This window comes from Pantoea sp. BJFS-204, assembly GCF_049310725.1.
GTDB classification, from domain to species: Bacteria; Pseudomonadota; Gammaproteobacteria; order Enterobacterales; family Enterobacteriaceae; genus Pantoea; species Pantoea agglomerans.
In genome coordinates this window covers 190,654-213,849 of sequence record NZ_JBMOWE010000005.1, presented here as the reverse complement: position 1 = coordinate 213,849, position 23,196 = coordinate 190,654, and the positions used below count along the sequence as shown (strand labels likewise).

At 55.9% G+C, this 23,196-nt stretch carries 18 protein-coding genes and 2 tRNA genes; 5 read left to right on the top strand and 15 right to left on the bottom strand.

The window, feature by feature from the left end:
- Positions 1–14: 14 nt before the first annotated feature.
- The 13 genes from rpsO to rlmE form a co-directional block, all read right to left on the bottom strand.
- On the bottom strand, positions 15–284 hold the full coding sequence (gene rpsO, locus ACO6VX_RS15700) for a 30S ribosomal protein S15 (protein ID WP_003851063.1): 270 nt from the start codon (positions 282–284) through the stop codon (positions 15–17).
- A 131-nt stretch (positions 285–415) separates the two neighbouring features.
- Positions 416–1,360 (bottom strand): tRNA pseudouridine(55) synthase TruB, encoded by a 945-nt coding sequence (gene truB, locus ACO6VX_RS15695; protein WP_010251781.1) that lies wholly within the window; start codon positions 1,358–1,360, stop codon positions 416–418.
- Positions 1,360–1,767, bottom strand: coding sequence for a 30S ribosome-binding factor RbfA (rbfA, locus tag ACO6VX_RS15690; protein ID WP_010251785.1), 408 nt, complete (start codon positions 1,765–1,767; stop codon positions 1,360–1,362). The genes truB and rbfA overlap by 1 nt, the downstream gene beginning before the upstream one ends.
- 65 nt (positions 1,768–1,832) lie before the next feature.
- Positions 1,833–4,526 (bottom strand): translation initiation factor IF-2, encoded by a 2,694-nt coding sequence (gene infB / locus ACO6VX_RS15685; protein ID WP_010251789.1) that lies wholly within the window; start codon positions 4,524–4,526, stop codon positions 1,833–1,835.
- Positions 4,527–4,543: 17 nt separating this feature from the next.
- Positions 4,544–6,031 carry a transcription termination factor NusA gene (gene nusA, locus ACO6VX_RS15680; RefSeq protein ID WP_010251792.1) on the bottom strand — a complete coding sequence of 496 codons (1,488 nt, stop codon included), beginning with the start codon at positions 6,029–6,031 and terminating at the stop codon, positions 4,544–4,546.
- A gap of 24 nt (positions 6,032–6,055) precedes the next feature.
- Complete coding sequence (gene rimP / locus ACO6VX_RS15675) at positions 6,056–6,508, bottom strand: ribosome maturation factor RimP (RefSeq protein ID WP_010251795.1); 453 nt, start codon at positions 6,506–6,508, stop codon at positions 6,056–6,058.
- Between the two features lie 212 nt (positions 6,509–6,720).
- Positions 6,721–6,797 (bottom strand) — tRNA-Met (locus ACO6VX_RS15670).
- Positions 6,798–6,856: 59 nt separating this feature from the next.
- Positions 6,857–6,943: transfer RNA gene (locus ACO6VX_RS15665), tRNA-Leu, on the bottom strand.
- Positions 6,944–6,980: 37 nt separating this feature from the next.
- A complete protein-coding gene (secG, locus tag ACO6VX_RS15660; protein WP_010251798.1) occupies positions 6,981–7,319 on the bottom strand; it encodes a preprotein translocase subunit SecG in 339 nt (112 codons plus the stop codon).
- Between the two features lie 216 nt (positions 7,320–7,535).
- Positions 7,536–8,870 (bottom strand): phosphoglucosamine mutase, encoded by a 1,335-nt coding sequence (gene glmM / locus ACO6VX_RS15655; RefSeq protein WP_010251799.1) that lies wholly within the window; start codon positions 8,868–8,870, stop codon positions 7,536–7,538.
- Complete coding sequence (folP, locus tag ACO6VX_RS15650; protein WP_010671999.1) at positions 8,867–9,706, bottom strand: dihydropteroate synthase; 840 nt, start codon at positions 9,704–9,706, stop codon at positions 8,867–8,869. The genes glmM and folP overlap by 4 nt, the downstream gene beginning before the upstream one ends.
- A 79-nt stretch (positions 9,707–9,785) precedes the next feature.
- Positions 9,786–11,711 (bottom strand): ATP-dependent zinc metalloprotease FtsH, encoded by a 1,926-nt coding sequence (gene ftsH / locus ACO6VX_RS15645; RefSeq protein WP_010251805.1) that lies wholly within the window; start codon positions 11,709–11,711, stop codon positions 9,786–9,788.
- 113 nt (positions 11,712–11,824) lie between these two features.
- Positions 11,825–12,454 carry a 23S rRNA (uridine(2552)-2'-O)-methyltransferase RlmE gene (rlmE, locus tag ACO6VX_RS15640; RefSeq protein ID WP_010251807.1) on the bottom strand — a complete coding sequence of 210 codons (630 nt, stop codon included), beginning with the start codon at positions 12,452–12,454 and terminating at the stop codon, positions 11,825–11,827.
- A gap of 127 nt (positions 12,455–12,581) precedes the next feature.
- On the opposite strand from rlmE, the gene yhbY reads away from it, so the two are divergent.
- Positions 12,582–12,875 (top strand): ribosome assembly RNA-binding protein YhbY, encoded by a 294-nt coding sequence (gene yhbY, locus ACO6VX_RS15635; protein ID WP_010251809.1) that lies wholly within the window; start codon positions 12,582–12,584, stop codon positions 12,873–12,875.
- 106 nt (positions 12,876–12,981) lie between these two features.
- On the opposite strand, the gene greA is transcribed toward yhbY, so the two are convergent.
- Complete coding sequence (gene greA, locus ACO6VX_RS15630; RefSeq protein WP_010251811.1) at positions 12,982–13,458, bottom strand: transcription elongation factor GreA; 477 nt, start codon at positions 13,456–13,458, stop codon at positions 12,982–12,984.
- Positions 13,459–13,707: 249 nt separating this feature from the next.
- Here greA and dacB point away from each other — a divergent pair, with 249 nt between their 5' ends.
- A complete protein-coding gene (gene dacB / locus ACO6VX_RS15625) occupies positions 13,708–15,141 on the top strand; it encodes a serine-type D-Ala-D-Ala carboxypeptidase (protein ID WP_010251813.1) in 1,434 nt (477 codons plus the stop codon).
- Positions 15,142–15,204: 63 nt separating this feature from the next.
- On the opposite strand, the gene ACO6VX_RS15620 is transcribed toward dacB, so the two are convergent.
- Complete coding sequence (locus ACO6VX_RS15620; protein WP_033769500.1) at positions 15,205–17,472, bottom strand: TonB-dependent siderophore receptor; 2,268 nt, start codon at positions 17,470–17,472, stop codon at positions 15,205–15,207.
- Between the two features lie 250 nt (positions 17,473–17,722).
- Here ACO6VX_RS15620 and fes point away from each other — a divergent pair, with 250 nt between their 5' ends.
- From fes to ACO6VX_RS15605, 3 genes are all read left to right on the top strand, one after another.
- The gene (fes, locus tag ACO6VX_RS15615) at positions 17,723–18,928 is read left to right on the top strand and encodes an enterochelin esterase (RefSeq protein WP_422458189.1); all 1,206 of its coding nucleotides are present in this window, start codon (positions 17,723–17,725) and stop codon (positions 18,926–18,928) included.
- Positions 18,929–19,027: 99 nt separating this feature from the next.
- Entirely contained in the window at positions 19,028–19,246 is a 219-nt protein-coding gene (locus tag ACO6VX_RS15610) for an MbtH family protein (RefSeq protein WP_029519500.1), read from the top strand.
- Positions 19,239–23,168 (top strand): enterobactin synthase subunit F, encoded by a 3,930-nt coding sequence (locus tag ACO6VX_RS15605; RefSeq protein WP_422458188.1) that lies wholly within the window; start codon positions 19,239–19,241, stop codon positions 23,166–23,168. The genes ACO6VX_RS15610 and ACO6VX_RS15605 overlap by 8 nt, the downstream gene beginning before the upstream one ends.
- The last annotated feature ends 28 nt before the right edge of the window (positions 23,169–23,196 follow it).

Below are 23,196 nucleotides of genomic sequence, written 5' to 3'. Positions count from 1 at the left end.
CAGATTCTTCAGACTTAGCGACGCAGACCGAGACTTTCGATCAGGCTGCTGTAGCGTGCAACGTCTTTACGCTTCAGGTAGTCCAGCAGCTTACGACGCTGAGATACCATGCGCAGCAGACCGCGGCGGCTGTGGTGGTCTTTTTTGTGCTCAGAGAAGTGACCCTGCAGATGGGTAATCTGCGCGGTCAACAGGGCAACCTGAACTTCAGTTGAACCGCTGTCGTTAGCACCACGGCCATATTTAGCAACGATCTCTGCTTTAGCTTCTACGCTTAGAGACATAATAAACTCCAGTAATAAATGAATGTATGGGTGCCGATCTCTAATTCAGCATCCCGATTTAAAGCCGCGCTATTCTACTCTGCGCCCGATAGCAACGCAAATGCCCCATCAGCGAAAAGTGAACGCCTGGCTCAATCCTGATACTCAACCACTAAACGACGTGGCGCAAGCCGGCCATCGTCGGCAATTTCTGCCATACCGATAAACTTACGCGCTTCGCCTTCCGATACCCTTACCAGCCCCTGCGCAGGCGCATTGCTGGCCTGTACCGGCTGTCCCTGGCGGAAGAAATCTGCCACGGCAGGCGGGATATTCACTTCAGGGAAATCAGAGGCGGGGCTGTCCATTGGCAACAACAGCGGATCGAGCTGCGTTTCCAGTGGAATGCCGGCTTCTGTGGCTTCCGTCAGCAGGGTGTTGAGCTGTTCCAGCGTCACCATCCTTTCATACGGATAACGGGCAACCTGAACGCGACGCAGCATAATCACGTGCGCACCGCATCCCAGCTTTTCGCCCAGGTCATCGATGATGGTGCGGATATAGGTGCCTTTGGAGCAGTGAATTTCCAGCTCCAGCTCGTTATCCTGCCAGCGAATAAATTGCAGTTCATAGACAGTGATCGGACGCGGTTCACGCGCAATCTCAATGCCCTGACGCGCATATTCATACAGCGGGCGTCCCTGATGCTTCAGTGCCGAAAACATCGAAGGCACCTGCAGCGTTTCGCCACGGAAGCTCTCCAGAGCACTGTCCAGATCGGCCTGACTGAAGCTGACCGGACGCGTCTGCACGATGTTGCCATCGGCGTCTGACGTGTCGGTCCGCTCGCCCAGTCGGGCAATCACGCGATAGCGTTTGTCGGAATCGAGCAGATACTGCGAAAACTTAGTCGCTTCACCCAGGCAGATCGGCAACATGCCGGTAGCCAGAGGATCCAGCGCGCCGGTATGTCCTGCGCGATTCGCGTTAAAGATACGCTTCACTTTCTGCAGGACATCATTCGACGAGACGCCTTGTGGCTTATCCAGCAACAACACGCCATGGACGTCGCGACCGCGACGACGCGGACGACTCATTACGCCTCCTCGTCATCGCCAGTGGCGTCCGGACCACGGCGTTCAGTATCGTTCTTCACGACGCTGGTGACGAGATTGGACATGCGCATCCCTTCGACTAACGAGTTGTCGTAGAAGAAAGTCAGCTCAGGCACGATACGCAGACGCATCGCTTTGCCCAGCAGAATGCGGATATAACCTGACGCTTCTTTCAGCGCTTTCAGGCCATGTTTAATCGCTTCTTCATCTTTGTCGTTAAGGAAAGTCACGAACACTTTTGCGTAAGCGAGATCGCGTGAGACTTCAACGCCAGATACGGTGACCATCATGCCAAGACGTGGATCTTTGATCTCACGCTGCAGGATCATCGCAATCTCTTTTTGCAGCTCTTGTGAAACGCGCTGCGGGCGACCAAATTCTTTCGCCATCATTATTTCTCCCAAATAATTCGGGAGGCCAGAGGCCTCCCAAATTGCAACACATCAGCAGTCTATTACTCGATGGTGCGTTTAATTTCGATGATTTCAAACACTTCGATCATATCGCCAACGCGAACGTCGTTGTAGTTCTTCACGCCGATACCGCACTCCATGCCGTTACGCACTTCGTTGACGTCATCTTTAAAGCGACGCAGAGATTCCAGCTCGCCTTCGTAAATTACCACGTTGTCGCGCAGGACACGGATTGGATTGTGACGCTTGATGTTACCTTCCGTCACCATACAACCGGCAATCGCGCCAAACTTCGGTGATTTGAACACATCGCGCACCGCAGCCAGACCGATGATCTGCTGTTTGTACTCTGGTGCCAGCATGCCGCTCATCGCCGCTTTAACTTCGTCAATCAGGTTATAGATGACAGAGTAGTAGCGCAGATCCAGGCTTTCTGCGTCAATGACGCGACGCGCAGAGGCATCGGCACGAACGTTGAAGCCAAGGAGGATGGCGTTAGAGGCAGCAGCCAGGGTCGCATCGGTTTCGGTAATCCCGCCCACGCCTGAACCCACAATCTTCACCTTCACTTCGTCGGTGGAGAGTTTCTGCAGGGAGTCGGAGATTGCTTCCACAGAACCCTGAACGTCCGCTTTCAGAACGATGTTCAGTTCAGACACTTCGCCTTCGGTCATGTTAGCAAACATGTTCTCGAGCTTAGATTTCTGCTGGCGAGCCAGTTTAACTTCGCGGAATTTGCCCTGACGATAGAGCGCAACTTCACGTGCTTTCTTCTCGTCACGTACCACGGTCGCTTCATCACCCGCAGCCGGCACGCCGGACAGGCCCAGAATCTCAACCGGGATAGATGGACCCGCTTCCATGACTTCGCGACCCAGTTCGTCACGCATTGCACGAACGCGGCCATATTCGAAACCACAAAGAACGATGTCGCCTTTGTTCAGCGTACCTTCACGTACCAGCACGGTGGCAACCGGACCACGACCTTTGTCGAGGAACGATTCGATCACCACGCCGCTCGCCATACCTTCACGGATAGCGGTCAGCTCCAGCACTTCCGCCTGCAGCAGGATAGCGTTTAACAGGTCATCAATGCCGGTACCCGCTTTCGCAGAGACATTAACGAACATGTTTTCGCCGCCCCACTCTTCCGGAATGATACCGTACTGAGTCAGTTCGTTTTTAACACGATCCGGATCCGCTTCTGGCTTATCGCACTTGTTCACTGCAACCACAACCGGCACTTTAGCGGCTTTGGCGTGCTGAATAGCTTCGACAGTCTGTGGCATCACGCCATCGTCTGCTGCAACCACCAGGATAACGATATCGGTCGCCTGCGCACCACGTGCACGCATCGCGGTAAACGCGGCGTGGCCCGGGGTATCCAGGAAGGTGACCATACCGTTGTCGGTTTCAACGTGGTAAGCACCGATGTGCTGAGTAATACCGCCCGCTTCGCCAGAGGCGATTTTAGTGGAACGGATATAGTCCAGCAGGGACGTTTTACCGTGGTCGACGTGGCCCATGATGGTGACAACCGGAGCACGAGACTCCTGCGCAGCATCAGTATCACGATCGTCCATTACCGCTTCTTCCAGCTCGTTCTCACGACGCAGGGTCACTTTGTGGCCCATCTCTTCGGCAACGAGCTGTGCAGTTTCCTGGTCGATGACCTGGTTGATGGTCGCCATGGCGCCCATTCTCATCATCGCTTTAATGACCAGAGAACCTTTCACCGCCATTTTGTTAGCCAGTTCGGCTACGGTGATAGTTTCGCCAATCACAACATCGCGGTTAACGGCCTGCGCTGGCTTGTTGAAGCCCTGCTGCAGTGCGCTAGGTTTGCGATGCTTGCCGCCTTTACCACCACGAACCTGCGCACGCGCTTCTTCACGGTCAGTTTTGGCTTCAGAGTGTTTGTTGCCTTTTTTCGCCGGACGCGCAGCTTTAGCCGTAGTACGCGCACGCGCACGACCTGCTTCAACCTGACGGTCGTTTTCGTCTTCCGCCTGACGGGCATGGGTCGAAGTGGTGACGTGATAGTCGCCTTTATCCTCTTCTTCCGGTTTTTCCCATTCAGCTGATTTCTCTTCAGCCAGACGGCGGGCTTCTTCTGCTACGAGGCGGGCAGCCTCTTCAAGCTTACGGCGGGCTTCTTCTTCAGCTTTACGCTTCAGTTCGGCAGCTTCAGCTTCGCGACGGGCTTTGTCTGATTGCGCAGCCCTGGTCACTTCGTCGGTAGGTTGATTTGTCACTTTTTCATTTTCCGCTGCTGCACGTTTGGCCTTGTCAGCGGCTTCGCGCCTGGCTTTATCTTCGGCTTCACGTTGCGCTTTCTGTTCAGCTTCGCGACGGGCTTTTTCTTCAGCCTCGCGTTGCGCCTGCTCTTCCGCTTCACGCTGCGCCTCGGCTTCAGCTTCTGCCTGAGCTTGCTCAGCCTCTGCATCACCCTTCACATAGGTACGCTTTTTGCGGACTTCAATTTGCACCGACTTACTTTTACCCCCGGTGCCTGGAATATTCAAGGTGCTGCGCGTTTTACGCTGCAGCGTCAGCTTAGCTGAACCGACCTGACCGTGTTCACGGTTCAGATGAGATAGTAAGGTTTCTTTCTCTTGCTGGGTCACCGCGTCATTTTCAGACTTAGGGATCCCCGCATCAGCAAATTGCTGTACCAGGCGATCGACCGGAGTCTGAATTTCTGCGGCCAGCGATTTTACGGTTACATCTGTCATGCTGTTCCTTCCTGTTATTACGCGTCATCGCCGAACCAGCAGATATTACGTGCGGCCATAATCAGCGCGCCGGCTTGTTCATCAGACATGCCTTCAATATCCGTCAGATCGTCAACACCTTGCTCAGCGAGATCTTCCAGCGTGCAAACGCCTTTCGACGCCAGGCGGAACGCCAGCGCACGATCGAGGCCTTCAAGATTCAGAAGATCCTCAGCGGGCTCCTGATTTCCAAGACTCTCTTCTTTCGCCAGTGCCAGGGTGGTTAACGCATTTTTTGCTCGTTCACGCAGGGCTTCAATGGTCTCTTCGTCGAGGCCGTCGACTTCCAGCAGCTCGTTGATTGGCACGTATGCCAGCTCTTCCAGCGAGGAGAAGCCCTCTTCCACCAGTACGGTGGCGAACTCTTCGTCGATGTCGAGATGTTTAGTGAACATATCGATCGCTGCATGTGCTTCAGCCTGATGCTTAGCCTGCAGATCATCGACGGTCATCACGTTCAGCTCCCAGCCACTCAGCTGTGAAGCGAGACGCACGTTTTGGCCGTTACGGCCGATCGCCTGAGCCAGATTGCCAGCTTCTACGGCGATATCCATGGTGTGGTTATCTTCATCAACCACGATTGACGCCACATCGGCCGGAGCCATGGCGTTAATAACAAACTGCGCCGGGTTATCGTCCCACAGCACGATATCGATACGCTCGCCGCCCAGTTCACTGGAAACTGCCTGAACACGCGCGCCGCGCATGCCCACACAGGCACCCACCGGATCAATACGTTTGTCGTTGGTTTTGACTGCAATTTTAGCGCGCGAACCCGGATCACGGGCAGCGGCTTTAATTTCAATCAGTTCTTCGCCAATTTCTGGCACCTCGATGCGGAACAGTTCAATCAGCATTTCTGGTTTAGAACGCGTCACGAACAGTTGCGCGCCACGCGCTTCCGGACGTACAGAGTAGAGTACGCCACGAATACGGTCGCCTGGACGGAAGTTTTCACGCGGCAGCATATCTTCGCGCAGAATCACCGCTTCGGCATTGCTGCCTAAGTCGAGGGAGATGTTGTCGCGGTTAACTTTCTTCACCACGCCCGTGATAATTTCGCCTTCCTGCTCACGGAACTGATCAACCACCATTGCGCGCTCAGCTTCGCGCACTTTTTGCACGATAACCTGCTTAGCGGTCTGGGTGGTGATACGGTCAAAGGTGACCGATTCAATCTGATCTTCGACATATTCGCCCAGATTGAATGCTTCATCTTCGAAGCGGGCCGCATCCAGCGTGATCTCGCGCGTCGGCTGTGTCACCTCTTCTACGATTTCCCAGCGGCGGAAAGTATCGAAATCGCCACTGCGGCGATCAATGCTGACGCGTACCTCAATTTCCTGCTCGTACTTTTTCTTGGTCGCAGTCGCCAGCGCGCTCTCCAGCGCTTCGAAGATTTTCTCACGCGGCAGGGCTTTTTCGTTAGAAACGGCTTCTACAACAGCTAAGATCTCTTTGTTCATCCTGGTTAGCCTCAATCCGGACTTTTAAAAGTGGGGGACCAGGTTCGCTTTCTGAATATTACTCAGTGCGAACACTTCATCGCTACCCTCAACGTGCACCGTGATCATCTCGCCATCAACTGACTTAATGGTTCCCTGCCATTTACGGCGGTTCTGCACGGCCATACGCAACACCAGACTCACTTCTTCACCCATAAAGCGGGTGTAGTGTTCTGCAGTGAACAGAGGACGATCGAGTCCCGGTGAAGAGACTTCTAGGTTGTAAGGGACCGTAATGGGATCTTCAACATCCATTACCGCACTTACCTGGTGGCTGACATCGGCGCAATCATCGACATTGATGCCATCTTCACTATCAATATAGATGCGCAGGATAGATGTGCGACTACGAACGAATTCAATTCCAACCAGTTCGTAACCCAGCGCTTCTACGGGAGCCGATACCAACTCTGTCAATTTTTGCTCTAATGTGGACAAGCCCACCCCCAAGACATAAAAAAAGGGCCTATAGCCCAGTATTACGATTCGCTAATAACAAAAAACCCCGAATATTCGGGGCTTTTAATCACTGGACCCTGTATGCCGCAATGCGGCCCGGACTCCATCCAAAGAATTTTCTTTCAAAAAATAACCGTGAATGCGTCCGTCGATGCATACAGTATATTTGAAAAAGAACTCAAAGGGAAAATTGGTTGCGGGGGCCGGATTTGAACCGACGACCTTCGGGTTATGAGCCCGACGAGCTACCAGGCTGCTCCACCCCGCGTCCGAAAACGTGGCGAATAATACGCCAGACCTGCATAAAATGCAAGGGATACTGCTATTTGGTACCGAGGACGGGACTTGAACCCGTAAGCCCAATCGGGCACTACCACCTCAAGGTAGCGTGTCTACCAATTCCACCACCACGGCACTGCACTGACCACAACGATTCGTTGTGCTGACGACCTTACTTAGGAATATCGCTGCCCGGCGTTACCGGTTGAGCTGGCTTTTCAGTCTGTTGAGAAGACTGCGCCGGCGCAGAAAGATTTTCCCACTCGCTTCCTTTAGACGCTTTATTGCTGTTCAGATTACCCAGAACCAGGCTGATGATGAAAAACAGCGCTGCTAAGATGCCGGTTGTACGAGTCATGAAGTTACCTGAACCCGAAGAACCAAACACCGTACCGGATGCGCCTGCACCGAATGAGGCTCCCATATCAGCGCCTTTGCCTTGCTGCAGCATGATCATACCCACGAGGGCGATAGCTACAATAAGGAAAACTACTAAAAGAGCTTGGTACATATCATCCTGTTCCTTGCACGGTAATCGTACAGTTAAAGCTTCAACCAGTATTGATGGGGAGTCTCGTCATCACCCATCAGAAGCGGGTGTGAATACTAACCAAAGGCGCATATCTCTGCAAGTGCAATTTTTACTACCCATACTGTTTGCAGAAAAAAACGCCATCCCGGTGATTTTACAGGCAGTTCAGCACCCTGCAGACCGCCTGTTACTGTCTTAAACGGCCTTGACCTGGTCGGCGATGCGATTCGCCAGTTCGGTGACCTGCGCCTCATTTTCGCCTTCGACCATGACACGAATTAATGGCTCAGTACCTGATTTACGCAGCAGAACGCGTCCGCGACCCGCCAGCGCTTTTTCCACTTCAGCCGTGACAGCTTTTACCGCGTCACTCTGAAGCGGATCATGTTCGCCCGCAAAGCGTACGTTAACCAGAACCTGCGGCAGCATCTTCATGCCACTACAGAGATCGTGCAGGCTCATGTGATTACGCACCATCGCAGTGAGCACTTGCAAACTTGCAACGATACCGTCACCGGTTGTGGTTTTATCCAGCAGGATCACATGACCGGAGTTCTCTGCACCGAGACGCCAGCCCTTCTCCTGCATCTTTTCCAGTACATAACGGTCACCGACTTTGGCACGGGTAAACGGAATGCCAAGCTGTTTCAGCGCTAACTCCAGCCCCATGTTACTCATCAGCGTACCCACCACGCCGCCACGAAGCTGTCCCTGACGCAGGGCCTCACGCGCAATGATGTAGAGGATCTGGTCGCCATCAACTTTGTCACCCAGATGGTCAATCATCATGATGCGATCGCCGTCACCGTCGTAGGCCAGGCCGATATCGGCCTTCTCCGCCAGCACGCGCTGCTGCAGCAGTTTGAGATCGGTGGCACCGCACTCTTTGTTGATGTTCATGCCGTCTGGCTGGACACCGATAGCAATCACCGTCGCGCCCAGTTCACGCAATACATTCGGCGCAATGTGGTAGGTGGCGCCATTGGCGCAGTCGACCACAATTTTCAGGCCATTCAGATTCAGTTCGCTGGGGAAAGTGCCTTTGCAGAACTCAATGTAACGCCCTGCTGCATCGACGATGCGGCTGGCGCGGCCTAACTGCGCTGATTCAACGCAGGTAATCGGCTTTTCCATCTCCAGCTCAATCGCCTCTTCGACGTCATCGGGCAGTTTGGTGCCCTCGGACGAGAAGAATTTAATCCCGTTGTCGTCAAACGGGTTATGTGACGCTGAAATCACAATGCCCGCCTCTGCGCGGAAAGTACGGGTCAGATAGGCGATGGCTGGTGTCGGCATCGGGCCGGTAAAGGCGGCCGTCAGGCCTGCTGCGGCGAGACCGGCTTCCAGCGCGGACTCCAGCATATAGCCAGAGATACGGGTATCTTTACCGATGATGATCTTCTTTGAACCGTGGCGCGCCAGCACTTTACCTGCGGCCCAGCCCAGCTTCAGGACGAAATCGGGGGTGATGGGTGCTTCACCGACTTTGCCACGAATGCCGTCTGTACCGAAATATTTACGATTACTCATGATACTCCTTTTGCTCTTCGGGTCGCTTCGACCACGCGCATCGCTTCAGCCGTCTCTTTTACATCATGGGCGCGAATAATCTGCGCGCCCTGCATAGCAGCAATCACCGCGCAACTCAGGCTGCCGGTTAAACGCTGTGACGGGCCGACGTTTAACAGCTGGCCAATCATCGATTTACGCGACATCCCCACTAACAGCGGCAGGCCGAAGTGGTGAAAATCGCCAAGATGAGCCAGCAGTTCATAATTGTGGCTGAGATTTTTACCGAAACCGAAGCCCGGGTCGAGTATCAGACGCTCTTTTTTAATGCCCGCTGCTTCGCAGCGCGCTATCTGCTGAGCGAAGTAAGTGTCCACTTCGCTTAAAATATTTTCGTAAACCGGTGCCTGCTGCATGGTGCGCGGTTCGCCCTGCATATGCATTAAACAGACGGGCAGCCCGGTCGAGGCGGCGGCTTCCAGTGCTCCGGGTTCGGAAAGTGAACGCACGTCGTTAATGATGTGAGCACCCACTCGCGCGGCTTCCCGGATGACATCGGCTTTAGAGGTGTCCACTGAAATCCAGACTTCGAAACGCTGGGCAATGGCATCGATGACCGGAATCACCCGCTCCAGCTCCTCCTCCACACTCACTTCATCCGCGCCAGGACGGGTTGATTCCCCACCCACATCAATGATGGTTGCGCCTGCATTGACCATCTCATTGGTATGCGTCAGCGCATCGACCAGCGCGTTATGCTTTCCACCATCTGAAAAGGAGTCCGGCGTGACGTTAAGAATGCCCATCACATGTGGAAAAGATAAATCGAGATGGGAATCACGAGCGAACAACTTCATGGTGGAAACTCCTTGCTGATCAATATCTGGATGTAAAAAACCCCGGACCAGCCGGGGTTTTGTCTGACGATGTTGCGTCTTATTTGTTGTACTGCTCTGACATGGTATTGCCTGGGTTTGGCGTACGCGGTTCATCAACCGGACGTGGCGCCTTTGGCGTACCGTTGCTGTCTGAGTTGCTGCCTGGATCTTCCCAGCCCGCTGGCGGACGCACTTCGCGGCGCGCCATCAGGTCGTCGATCTGCGGTGCATCAATGGTTTCATACTTCATCAGCGCGTCTTTCATCGCGTGAAGGATGTCCATGTTCTCACCCAGAATCTGACGAGCACGCTGGTAGTTGCTGTCGATCAGGTGCTTAACTTCCTGGTCGATGATGCGGGCCGTTTCATCAGACATATGTTTCGCTTTCGCGACAGAACGTCCAAGGAACACTTCACCCTCTTCTTCTGCATAGAGCAACGGGCCCAGTTTTTCAGAGAAGCCCCACTGCGTCACCATGTTACGTGCCAGATTGGTCGCAACTTTAATATCGTTGGACGCACCGGTAGAAACACGTTCTGCACCATAGATGATCTCTTCTGCCAGACGACCGCCGTAAAGCGTTGAGATCTGGCTTTCCAGTTTCTGACGGCTGGCGCTGATCGCGTCGCCTTCAGGCAGGAAGAAGGTCACACCCAGTGCGCGACCGCGCGGGATAATCGTTACTTTATGAACCGGGTCATGCTCTGGCACCAGGCGACCAATAATGGCGTGGCCTGCTTCGTGGTAGGCAGTTGACTCTTTCTGCGATTCCGTCATCACCATGGAGCGACGTTCCGCACCCATCATGATTTTGTCTTTCGCTTTCTCGAACTCCACCATCGAAACCACACGCTTGTTTGAACGGGCCGCGAACAGCGCTGCTTCGTTAACAAGGTTGGCCAGATCGGCACCCGAGAAGCCTGGCGTACCACGTGCAATGATTGCTGCATCAACATCAGTTGCCAGCGGCACACGACGCATATGCACTTTCAGGATCTGCTCACGACCGCGAACATCTGGCAGGCCAACAACAACCTGACGGTCAAAGCGCCCTGGACGCAGGAGCGCAGGGTCCAGTACGTCAGGACGGTTAGTTGCGGCGATAACGATGATACCTTCGTTACCTTCGAAACCATCCATCTCAACCAGCATCTGGTTCAGCGTCTGCTCACGTTCGTCATGTCCACCGCCTAAACCGGCGCCACGCTGACGACCGACTGCGTCGATCTCATCGATAAAGATGATGCACGGAGCCGCTTTTTTGGCCTGTTCGAACATGTCACGCACACGAGATGCACCGACACCGACAAACATTTCCACAAAGTCAGAACCGGAGATGGTAAAGAAAGGCACCTTCGCTTCACCGGCAATCGCTTTTGCCAGCAAGGTTTTACCGGTACCCGGTGGCCCCACCATCAGAACGCCTTTTGGAATCTTACCGCCCAGCTTCTGGAAACGGCTTGGCTCACGCAGATATTCCACCAGCTCAGCAACTTCATCTTTCGCTTCGTCACAACCTGCTACGTCGGCGAAAGTGGTTTTAATCTGGTCTTCCGTCAACATGCGGGCTTTGCTCTTGCCGAAGGACATCGCGCCCTTACCGCCGCCGCCCTGCATCTGACGCATAAAGAAGATCCACACACCGATCAGCAGCAACATCGGGAACCACGAAATGAAGATTGAAGCCAGCAGGCTTGGTTCTTCCGGCGGTTCGCCAACCACTTTGACGTTTTTGGTCAAGAGGTTATCGAGCAACTTGGGATCGTTGACAGGAATGTAGGTCGTGTATTTATTGCTGTCTTTTTTAACGACGTTAATTTCACGCCCGTTAATACGTGCCTCGCGGACCTGATCCTGGTTCACTTCCGACAGGAAGGTTGAATAATCAACCCGACGGCCATTCGACTCGCTGGGCCCAAAGCTCTGGAATACTGACATCAGCACGACCGCGATGACTAACCAGAGAATCAGGTTTTTCGCCATGTCACTCAAGGGATTAACCTCATATTACAACGGTGTTAACAGATAGCGTAGGGTACTATAGATCCCGCATACATGGAATCGCAGCAAAACTGCGGACTTCTCCAGCAATTTGGTTATAGTTTGCGCCCAGTCGCCACAATATACACTTCACGTGAACGTGAACGTGAAGCGTCCGGCTTACGAATTTTCACTTTCGTAAACAGGGAGCGAATTTCCCGCAGGTATTCATCGAAGCCATCTCCCTGAAACACTTTCACTACAAAACTGCCGCCAGGTGCCAGGATATCCCGACACATCTCCAGCGCCAGCTCGACTAAATACATCGACCGGGGAATATCTACGGCAGGTGTACCACTCATATTCGGCGCCATATCGGACATGACAACCTGAACTTTTTGATCGCCAACGCGTTCAAGCAGCGCATTGACCACCGATTCTTCACGAAAATCGCCCTGAAGGAAATCGACACCGACTATCGGATCCATTGGCAGGATATCACAGGCAATGACTCGCCCTTTGTTCCCAATTTGCTGTACCACATATTGCGACCAGCCACCGGGTGCAGCACCCAGATCTACCACGGTCATGCCGGGTTTGAAAAGCTTGTCACCCTGTTGTATTTCATCAAGTTTAAACCAGGCGCGCGAACGCAACCCTTTTTTATGCGCCTGGAGCACATATTTATCGCTAAAGTGTTCCTGAAGCCAGCGGCCGGAGCTGGCCGAACGCTTTTTACCCGTCATAATATTTCCAACTAAATCGTCATCGTAGCGATAAACCTGCACGCAATGGGTTGCGTCGATTTGGTGATATACCCGAGATGGCGGTAGAATGAACCGTTTTCAATCCCTGAGTAAGTAAAAAACTACGATGAATCTAAGTACCAAACAAAAACAGCACCTCAAGGGCCTCGCCCATCCGCTCAAGCCAGTGGTTATGCTGGGTGGCAATGGCCTGACTGAAGGCGTGCTGGCCGAAATCGAGCAGGCTCTGTCGCATCACGAACTGATCAAGGTAAAAATTGCCTCGGAAGATCGTGAAACGAAGCAGCTGATCGTTGAGGCTATCGTGCGTGAGACCGGTGCCAGCAACGTACAGGTGATCGGCAAAACGCTGGTGCTGTATCGCCCCTCTAAAGAGAGCAAAATTTCTCTGCCACGCTAAGTGGGCAAAGAAAGTGACATGCTCTTACCTCAGATAAAAGGCCGCAATGCGGCCTTTTTCCTTTCTTTACATTGTGCTTTAACGCTTTTCAAAGCGTAGCAACATCTTAAAGGTATTCCACCTTCAGGATTTCATACTCAACGTCGCCGCCCGGGGTTTTCACGATAGCCACGTCATCGGCCTCTTTACCCACCAGGCCACGCGCCATCGGCGAATTGACCGAAATCAGATTTTGCTTAAAGTCCGCTTCGTCATCGCCCACAATGCGATACGTGGCTTCTTCGTCGGTTTCGACGTTCAGCACGGTAACGGTGGCACCGAAAATCACGCGTCCGGTTTTCGGCATCTGAGTGACGTCGATAACCTGCGCATTGGAGAGTTTGGCTTCAATCTCCTGAATACGGCCTTCGCAAAAACCCTGCTCTTCACGCGCAGCGTGATATTCCGCGTTCTCTTTTAAATCGCCATGTTCGCGTGCATCAGCGATAGAGGCGATAATGCGCGGGCGCTTCACGGTTTTCAGCTCGTTCAGCTCTTCGCGCAATCTTTCAGCGCCTCTTAACGTCATCGGAATCTGATTCATTTAAGCTCCTCGCCATCTTTCCTGTTTAACGATGTCATCCTGACCGGTGACTGCAGAAAAAAGCGTTCTGCGGCGCATTAGCCCGTTTTTGCAAATAAAAGAATCCTGACCCGGAGATGCTTCCAGGCCAGAAAAGAGTTTTGCAATTTGATACGTATTTTACCCCAGAGTTCCCTGCGGGTCATCGTTTACTTTGCACCGTCCAGCGACGTAGTATTGACGCCCTCACCTGCCAGTTACCGCGAGATTATGCGATTTTCACGACTTGTTACCGGATTAAGCTGCGCATTTATGCTGCAGGCACACGCAGCGCCAGTTGATGAATACATGCAGTACCTGCCAGACGGCGCCAATCTGGCGCTGATGGTACAAAAAGTAGGCGCATCAACACCGATTATTGATTATCACGGAAAACAGATGGCCCTGCCCGCCAGTACCATGAAAGTGGTGACGGCGCTGGCAGCATTGCTGGAGCTGGGTGGCGACTTCCGTTTTCAGACCACTTTTGAGACTCGCGGCGCCATTATCGATGGCACCCTGAACGGCGATTTAGTTGCACGTTTCGGCGGTGATCCCACCTTAAGCCGTCAGGATCTGCGCAACATGGTGGCGGCGATAAAGAAGCAGGGCATTAACCATATCAAAGGCAATCTGGTTATCGACACCTCCGTTTTTGCCAGTCACGATATGGCGCCGGGCTGGCCGTGGAACGATATGACCCAGTGCTTCAGTGCTCCGCCGGGTGCGGCAATCGTTGATAAAAACTGCTTCTCGGTTTCGCTCTACAGTGCTAATACGCCGGGTGAGAATGCCTTTGTACGTATCGCCTCCTATTATCCGGCGCATATGTACAGCCAGGTGCGCACCATTGGCCGCAACAGCGGCGAAGGGCAATATTGCGAGCTGGATGTGGTGCCGGGCGAGCTGAACCGTTACACCCTCACGGGCTGTATGCGCCAGCGCGCGGAACCGCTGCCGCTGGCATTTGCGGTGCAGGATGGCGCGGCCTGGGCTGGCGAAATCCTCAAGGCGGAACTGCGGTCGTCTGAGATTGACTATAGCGGGCATCTGGTGCGACAGACGCAGGTCACCGAACCGGGTACCGTGCTGGCATCGACCCAGTCCGCGCCGCTGCATACGCTGCTGCACACCATGCTGAAGAAGTCAGACAACATGATTGCCGACACGGTGTTTCGCACCATTGGCCATCACTACTTCAATGTGCCCGGCACGTTCCGCGCCGGACAGGATGCCGTTCGCCGCATCCTGAAAGCCAAAGCCAATGTCGACATGGGTAATAGCATTCAGGTGGATGGTTCAGGTCTCTCCCGCCATGACCTGATTTCGCCGCAAACCATGATGCAGGTATTGCAGTTCATTGCGAAGAATGACAACACGCTGGATTATATTTCGATGCTGCCGCTGGCAGGTTACGACGGCACGCTGCAGTATCGCGGCGGGCTGCATGAGGCGGGGCTGGATGGCAAAGTCTCGGCGAAAACCGGTTCACTGCAGGGCGTCTATAACCTGGCGGGCTTTATTACTACTTCCAGTGGTGCGCGGGTGGCGTTCGTTCAGTTCCTTTCCGGTTATGCGGTCCCGCCGGAAGATCAGCGTACCCGCCGTATTCCGCTGGTGCGATTTGAGAGCCGTCTCTACCGCGATATCAATCAGAACAACTGATTATTCAGTCATGAAAAAAGCGCAGCGGTCAGGTCAACCGCTGCGCTTTTTATTGCCCGTCCATCAGAAGCGGGTATTCACGCTCATATACCAGGTGCGGCCCGACTCGTTAAAGGTATTGGCCCCTGCGCCATAGAGCCACGCTCCGGTGGTGGCATTGCCGGTGGTCTGCGCGTTGCCCTGCCGGAAATGGCGCTTGTCGAACAGGTTGTCGATACCCACGGTGACGCTGGCATATTTATTAACGTCATAGGTGCCGCTCATGCCCACAACCGAATAGGGGCTCACCTGATCGGTGGCGCTACCGGTAACGGCGTTACCTTTATAGTCATATTTCTTCGGTACCTGTTTACCGTACCAGGTCAGGGTCGTTTGCAGGGAGAGGTCCTGCATCGCCTGCCAGCTCAGCGTCGAATTGAGCGTATATTCCGGAATAATCGACAGACGATCGCCGGTCTCTTTATTCTTACTCTGCAACATGTAAGTGAAGTTATTGTTCCACGTCACGCTGTCAGAGAATGGGACATTGACCGTGCCTTCCAGCCCCTCGACGACCGCTTTGGGCACATTTTCCCATTTGTAGATGTCGGTTTTGCCGTTAGATGCGGTGCCGGTTGGCGCCGTGCCAGCCTCGATCTTGTTACGGTAGTCGTTGCGGAACCAGGTCAGGCCCGCCTGGTAGCCGTCGCGCTTCCATTCGACCCCAATCTCTTTATTGATGCTGTTTTCCGCTTTCAGATCGTCATTACCCATCAGATAACAGGCACCGGCACTGGCGGCGCAGCCCTGACCATTGCTGTAGAGCAGATAGTTCGGGTTGGTCTGATAGAGGCTCGGGGCTTTATAGGCGCGCGCAATACCCATTTTCAGGGTGAACTCATCGCCTAATCCCTGTGACAGGTTGAGCGACGGGCTCCAGTTATCGCCGACAATCGAATGGTGATCGAAGCGCAGGCCCGGCGTCAGCATGGTGCTGTCGGTCAGCTCAATATTGTCTTCGGCAAACAGCGAGAAGATTTCCGCCTGTGAATAGGGTGTGCGGCCGGTCGTAGCGATACCGGGAATCGACCCGTAGCTGGCGGCCTGAGTCGTCGATGAAGGATCCTTCATCCGCTGCTGATTCCATTCCGTCCCGAAAGTCGCGGTCTGGTTCACCAGCCATTCAAACGGCACACTGATCTCACTGTGCAGCAACACATCATCCAGCTGGATGGTATTGAAGTTGCTGTTGGCGAAGATGCCTTCGGTGCCGCCTGCCAGCCCCTCATTCAGACGCGCGTTGCGGGTGTTCTCATATTGCGCGTAGGTATTGGTGCTGATGCCATTGTCCCAGGCACCGGTCCACTTAACAGAAAAGTTCTGCCGATAGAGCCGGTTGGTCTCGTCACCATATTTGCTTTTCACCAGGGCGTTGGTATTGGTGTTCTGCGTGTCCCCGGCATAGAGGTTGCCCTGACGACTGTAACCGGCCCCCACTTCCAGCGTCTGCATCGGCGCAAATGCCCAGCGCAGCAGGCCATGAATATCTTTGTTGATCGAGCCTTCCCGGCCCGCCGGGTACGATCCGGCGTAACTGCCGGTGCGGTCTGCGGCGTGCCCTTCATTAATGTCGTAAGCATCAGCCTGCGTTTTTGCCAGACCGCCATAGAGCCGGAAACTGACATCATCGCCTAGCGGCCCTTCAAGGCTGAAGTTGGTGCGACGGGTCGCGCCCTCCTCCTTGTGTTCCGGCACGTTGTAATAGGCGCTCCATGAGCCGTGCCACTGATTATCCATCTCTTTTTTAGTGATGATGTTCACCACGCCGCCCGCTGCACCGTTACCGTAACGGGCCGCTGCCGGACCGCGGATCACCTCAATGCGATCAATGATCTCTGGCGGCACCCAGTTAGTGTCGCCGCGCGTATCACGCTCGCCACGCCAGCCAAGCCGAACCGCGTTGCGGCTGGTCACCGGCAATCCATCGATCAGAATCAGGGTATTTTCCGGCCCCATGCCGCGGATATCGATCTGGCGATTGTTTCCGCGCTGGCCGCTGGTGGAGTTACCGGTCAGATTGACGCCAGGCATGGTGCGAATAATTTCGGCGACATCGCGTGCGGGTGGATGTTTTTTAATTTCGTCGGCGGTGATGGTCGACACGCCAGGTGCCTGCAACGTCTGCTCGGCGGCGGTCACCATCATGGTGTCGTCGTGGAGGGTATCGGAGGTGCTGCTGTCGATAGCCGGTTCGCGGGTGGCTTCAGCAGCCACGGCACCGGCAGAAATGAGAGAGGCGGTGAAACCCAGTTCAATCATAATGGCTAACGAAAGCCGGGATAACTTTTTCATTTTTCTGTTCCTGGAGTGCCGGCGAGGATGCCACTGCCGGCGTGCCGGTAAAAAAGTAATAACCTTGCCTGCAACGTTTTCCCCTTGTCGCCGGGCCAGCGTCAGAACCGCTTTGCATCAGTCTGAAAGCCGGTGCGGCAGAGAGGATGCGCGCGCTCCCTGTCGGGCGGAAACACCCTATTGCAAATGCAAATAATTATCAATACTATTATTCATAACATGCATGACCCTAATCAAGGGTGATCGAAAGATGGCGCGTATGACGTGGTTAAATGAAGAAACCGGCAGTGAACGCTGGTGGCAACAGCAGCAGCAACGGGGCATTCCTCTGGTTGAAGCTGGCGAAAAGGGAACCTGTCAGGTCACCTTTTTCTGGCGCGATCCCCAGGGTGACACGCAGCACTCCGATACCCGGCGCGTCTGGATCAATATTACCGGCGTAACCGATCATCATCATTCAGCGGTCCCCTCCTCATTAACGCCTGTTCCCGATACCGATGTCTGGTGGTGGCAAACCGCCCTGCCCGCTGACTGGCGCGGCAGCTACTGCCTGATTCCTGATAGTCAGGAAGAGACGTTTACCGGGCAGGCCGATATGCAGGCAGTGCGCCAGTGGTGGAGTCAGAAATTCCCGCAGGCGCAAAGCGACCCGCTGAATCCTTTGCGAAGCTGGGCGGGTGGACGCGGAATGAGAGTCTCGCCACTGCACCTGCCACACGCGCCGGATCAGCAGGTGTGGCGTGCAGTTGATGAAGGCCGTGCCGCCGATATTCCGCTGCAACACTATTTGTGGCGCAGCGAACGGCTGGGGAACCAGCGTCAGATCTGGATCTCTGTCACCGGAGACGCCAGTGCAGGCGATCGTCCGCTGGTACTGCTGCTGGATGGTCAGTTCTGGGCACAGAACATGCCGGTTGCCGGCCCGCTTCAGCAACTGACAGAGGCGGGCGAACTGCCCCCTGCGGTCTATGTCATGATCGACATCATCGACCGCGAACACCGCACGCGTGAGCTGACCTGTAACCCTGACTTCTGGCTGGCGATTCAGCACGAGCTGTTGCCGCAGGTTCAGCGCTGGGCGCCGTTTCGTGCCGACAGCACGCTGGTAGCGGGACAAAGTTTTGGCGGCCTTTCTGCCGCTTACGCCACCCTGACCTGGCCGGAAACCTTTGCTGGGGCGATCAGCCTCTCCGGGTCGCTCTGGTGGCCCGCGCGCGGCGATCCCAATGGCTGGCTGCCACAGCAGTTACAACAGGGCTTACTGCAGGCGCCCCCTCGCCGCTTCTACCTGGAAGCGGGACGACGCGAACGGTTGATTCTGGCAGCAAACCAGCAGTTTCAGCGCGATCTGAACGCTGCCGGACATCAGGTCAGCTATCACCCGGTCGAAGGCGGTCACGATGCGCTGTGCTGGCGCGGCGGACTGCTGGCAGGCCTTAAAGCCATGTGGCAATAGCCCTAACCCGCTTATATTCCGCCTTCTGCGCGCCACTGAAAGATATCTATGCAGGACAGCGGCGTTAGCGCGCCCGGTGACTGCGGACAGGAGACCGACATGCAACAACTTAACCCTTTCGACGATCCGCAACAGGATTGTCAGGTGCTGAAGAACGATCAGCAGCAGTACAGTTTATGGCCCGCCTTTTGTGCGGTTCCGGCAGGATGGCAGCCGGTGTTTGGCCCCGGGCCACAGGCTGACTGTCTGAGCTGGCTGAATGAAAACTGGCACGATATCCGTCCGGTTATGACGCAGGACAGAGGCGAAAATGTCTGAGATCACCCTCAACCCGCAGACAGAACAAAAAACGCTGCCGCTGGTGGCCGCTCAGCCCGGAATCTGGATCGCTGACCAGCTATCGCCCTATTCCAATGCTTACGCCGTGGCGCATTTTGTCGAACTGCGCGGTGCGCTGAACAGCGCGCTGCTGTCACGGGCCATAATTGCTGGCATGCAGGAAGCGGACACACTGAATATGGCCTTTGGCGAGCAGGAGGGTGAACCGCTACAGTGGCCTGAACCCCAGGCTTTCCGCGAGCCTGAGGTGATCGATCTGCGCGATGCCGCCGATCCGGAGGCCGAAGCACGTGCGCTGATGCAGCAGGATATGACCGGCGATCTGCGGGTGCTGAGCGGCGCGCCGCTCTACCATCACAGCCTGTTTCGGCTGGATGAGGATCACTGGTACTGGTATCAGCGATACCATCATCTGGTGGTCGATGGTTTTAGTTTCACCGCCCTGACCCGCCGTATCGCCAATCTCTACAGCGCCTGGCAGCGCGGCGACACGCCGGAGCCAAGCCCGTTCGTGCCGTTCAGCGACGTCGTTGATGAATATCAGCGCTATCAGCAATCTTCGGGCTGGCAGCGCGATCGCCAGTTCTGGCTGGAGAAAGGCGCGCAGCTACCTGCGCCCGCCTCGTTGTCCGCTCTGCCGCTGGCCGGTGAGAGCGCCAGCACCGACCTGCTGCGCCACACGTTTGCCGTGGATCGCGACACTTTTCAGGCTTTGCTGACGCACACCGGGCAGCACAACCTCAGTGCTGCGGATACCGCCTTTGCGCTGGTGGCCTTATGGCTGGCGCGCCTCACCGGCCAGCATGCGTTCGCCGCCGGTTTCATCTTTATGCGCCGCATCGGCTCGGCCGCGCTCTGCGCCACCGGTCCGGTGATTAACGTGCTGCCAATGGCGGTGCATTACGATCCGGCACAGCCGCTGACGGCACTGGCCGGGCGTCTGGCGGGCGAAGTCAAAAAAATGCGTCGCCATCAGCGCTACGACGCTGAACAGGTGCAGCGCGATCTGGGTCGCTCCGGCGACAGCGATCCGCTCTATGGGCCGGTAATCAATCTGAAGATGTTTGATTACCAGCTCGATTTCGCTGGCATCAAAGGCATAACTCATCAGCTGGCGTCAGGACCGGTACGCGATCTGGAAATTGCTATCTACCTCAGCGAACAGGGCGACCTGACGCTGGAGCTACTGGCTAATGCACAGCGCTACAGCGACACAACGCTGAAACAACATGCCAGCCGCTTTGGCCTGCTGCTTCAGCAGCTTGCCGTCCGGCCAGCCAGTGCCTGTGGCGAGCTGGACATGCTGATGCCGGAAGAGCATCAGCAGCTCGCGGCAATCAACCAGACTGCCGTAATGCTGCCCGCAGAAACCCTGAGCAGCCTGCTGCTCCGTCAGGCACAGCGTTCGCCGCGCGCTCCGGCACTGGCAGATGAGGGGCATCAGCTTGACTATCAACAGATGCAGCAGCAGGTCGCCGCGCTGGGGCAACAGCTGATTGCGCAGGGAGTGACGCCGGGTGATATCGTCGCCGTAGCGCTGCCGCGTTCGGTCTTTTTATCGCTCGCGCTGCAGGCGATCGTCAGCGTGGGGGCAACCTGGCTGCCGCTTGATACCGGCTACCCGGACGATCGGTTACAGATGATGCTGGAAGATGCCGCGCCGAAAACGCTGATCACCTGTCGTGAACTGGCCGAGCGGCTGGCGGCACTCTCACCCGTCGCGCCGCTGTTTTACGACGCGCTGTTAACACCCGTTGATAGCGTGCTGATGCAGGCCCCGCGTCCACAGGATGGCGCATACATCATCTATACCTCCGGCTCGACCGGTCGGCCAAAAGGGGTGCTGGTCAGTCATGAGGCGATCGTCAACCGTCTGTTATGGATGCAGGATCGCTATCCGCTCGGCAGCGATGATGTGGTGTTGCAGAAAACCCCGAGCAGCTTTGATGTTTCGGTATGGGAGTTCTTCTGGCCGCTCATCGTCGGCGCACGGCTGGTGATGGCTCCGCCCGATGCTCATCGCGACCCGGACGCGCTGCAGCAGCTGTTTGCACGCTACCGCGTGACCACCACCCATTTTGTTCCGTCGATGCTGGCTGCTTTTGTCGCTTCGTTGCAGGAAGGTGACGCGATAGCGCGCTGCGCCACCCTGCGCCGGGTTTTCTGTAGCGGCGAAGCGCTGCCCGCAGAGTTATCGCGCCAGTGGCAGGCGCTGACCCGTGTGCCCTTGCATAATCTTTATGGCCCGACCGAAGCGGCGGTTGATGTCAGCTACTATCCGGCCTTTGGCCCGGAGCTGGCGGCCGTCGAAGGGGCCAGCGTGCCGATTGGCTTCCCGGTCTGGAACACCGGCTTACGGATTCTGGATGCGCGTCTGCAGCCGGTGCCACCGGGCGTGGCTGGCGATCTCTATCTGACCGGCGTGCAGCTGGCACATGGCTATCTTGATCGTCCCGACCTTACTGCCAGCCGGTTTGTCGCCGATCCGTGGGGTCAAGGCTCCCGGATGTACCGCACCGGTGATGTGGCGCGCTGGCTGCCGGATGGTGCGGTGGAGTATCTGGGCCGCAGCGACGATCAGCTTAAAATTCGCGGACAGCGTATCGAGCTGAACGAGATCGACCACGCCATGGCTGCGCTACCTGGCATTGAGCAGGCCGTCACACATGCGGTGGTGCTGGGGAGCAGCAGCGATCAGCAGGGCGATGCCCGCCAGCTGGTCGGCTATGTGGTGGCTGATGGCCCGATCGATACCGACGCAATGCGTCAGACTCTGGCCACACAGTTACCGGCGCATATGGTGCCGGTGGCGATTGTTCAGCTGGCGGCGTTACCGCTCAGCAGCAACGGTAAACTGGATCGCAAAGCGTTGCCGCTGCCGCAAACGCAGGCAGCGCTGGCTGGTCGCGCGCCGCATCCCGGACTCGAAACGACACTGGCACAGGCGTTTGCCAGGCTGCTGGAGTGCGAACCGGTGAGCGCCCAGGATGATTTCTTCTCGCTGGGCGGCCACTCGCTGCTGGCGATGCGGCTGGCAGCACAGCTGCGCCGGACGCTGAATCAGCCTGTGTCAGTGGGCCAGATTATGGTGGCATCCACGGTAGAAAAGCTGGCGGCACTGCTCAGCAGCGAGCCCGCGGATGTGGCTCGCGCCGGATTTGAAGCGGTATTACCCTTGCGACGCAGCACTGGCCCGACGCTGTTCTGCTTCCATCCCGCCTCCGGTTTTGCCTGGCAGTTCAGCGTGTTGCAGCGCTATCTGGATGCACGCTGGTCGCTACTCGGCATTCAGTCACCCGACACCGCCAGCCCGCTGAACCAGGCGCAGCACCTTGACGCGGTGTGTGAGGCGCATCTGGCGACGGTGCGTCAGCAGCAGCCACAGGGGCCATACTATTTCCTGGGCTACTCGCTGGGCGGCACGCTGGCGCAGGGTATCGCCGCGCGGCTGGAGGCCGAAGGTGAAACCGTTGCCTTCCTCGGACTGCTGGATACCTGGCCGCCGGAGACGCAGAACTGGGATGAACGGCGCGGTGAAAACGTGCTGGATCCGGCGGTGCTGGAAGAGGTTAATCGTGAGCGCGAGCAGTTTATCGCTGCGCAACGGCAGCAGGCCGGTGAAGGAATGGAGGCACTGTTTACCACCATTGAAGCCAATTACGCCAGTTCAGTGCGCCTGCTGGCAACAGCGCGCAGTGCCCGCTTCACCGGACACGCAACTCTGTTCCTGGCGGAACAGACGCAGCAGCCCGGTCAGGATGCGCGCCGCGCCTGGGCGCCCTATGTCGGCGAGCTGACTATCTGGCCGCTGGACTGTGCGCACGTCGAGATCATCTCACCGCGCATGTTCGAACAGATTGGGCCACGACTGCAGCAGTGCCTGGCGTCGCTGAATCCCTGAACCGTTCTGACTTTACGCTTTCTTCGGG

Excerpts from the sequence above, each read along its gene's own strand:
- rpsO (WP_003851063.1), bottom strand. The coding sequence starts at position 284 with ATGTCTCTAAGCGTAGAAGCTAAAGCAGAGATCGTTGCTAAATATGGC.
- truB (WP_010251781.1), bottom strand. The coding sequence starts at position 1,360 with ATGAGTCGTCCGCGTCGTCGCGGTCGCGACGTCCATGGCGTGTTGTTG.
- rbfA (WP_010251785.1), bottom strand. The coding sequence starts at position 1,767 with ATGGCGAAAGAATTTGGTCGCCCGCAGCGCGTTTCACAAGAGCTGCAA.
- infB (WP_010251789.1), bottom strand. The coding sequence starts at position 4,526 with ATGACAGATGTAACCGTAAAATCGCTGGCCGCAGAAATTCAGACTCCG.
- nusA (WP_010251792.1), bottom strand. The coding sequence starts at position 6,031 with ATGAACAAAGAGATCTTAGCTGTTGTAGAAGCCGTTTCTAACGAAAAA.
- secG (WP_010251798.1), bottom strand. The coding sequence starts at position 7,319 with ATGTACCAAGCTCTTTTAGTAGTTTTCCTTATTGTAGCTATCGCCCTC.
- glmM (WP_010251799.1), bottom strand. The coding sequence starts at position 8,870 with ATGAGTAATCGTAAATATTTCGGTACAGACGGCATTCGTGGCAAAGTC.
- folP (WP_010671999.1), bottom strand. The coding sequence starts at position 9,706 with ATGAAGTTGTTCGCTCGTGATTCCCATCTCGATTTATCTTTTCCACAT.
- ftsH (WP_010251805.1), bottom strand. The coding sequence starts at position 11,711 with ATGGCGAAAAACCTGATTCTCTGGTTAGTCATCGCGGTCGTGCTGATG.
- rlmE (WP_010251807.1), bottom strand. The coding sequence starts at position 12,454 with ATGACGGGTAAAAAGCGTTCGGCCAGCTCCGGCCGCTGGCTTCAGGAA.
- yhbY (WP_010251809.1), top strand. The coding sequence starts at position 12,582 with ATGAATCTAAGTACCAAACAAAAACAGCACCTCAAGGGCCTCGCCCAT.
- greA (WP_010251811.1), bottom strand. The coding sequence starts at position 13,458 with ATGAATCAGATTCCGATGACGTTAAGAGGCGCTGAAAGATTGCGCGAA.
- dacB (WP_010251813.1), top strand. The coding sequence starts at position 13,708 with ATGCGATTTTCACGACTTGTTACCGGATTAAGCTGCGCATTTATGCTG.
- ACO6VX_RS15620 (WP_033769500.1), bottom strand. The coding sequence starts at position 17,472 with ATGAAAAAGTTATCCCGGCTTTCGTTAGCCATTATGATTGAACTGGGT.
- fes (WP_422458189.1), top strand. The coding sequence starts at position 17,723 with ATGGCGCGTATGACGTGGTTAAATGAAGAAACCGGCAGTGAACGCTGG.
- ACO6VX_RS15610 (WP_029519500.1), top strand. The coding sequence starts at position 19,028 with ATGCAACAACTTAACCCTTTCGACGATCCGCAACAGGATTGTCAGGTG.
- ACO6VX_RS15605 (WP_422458188.1), top strand. The coding sequence starts at position 19,239 with ATGTCTGAGATCACCCTCAACCCGCAGACAGAACAAAAAACGCTGCCG.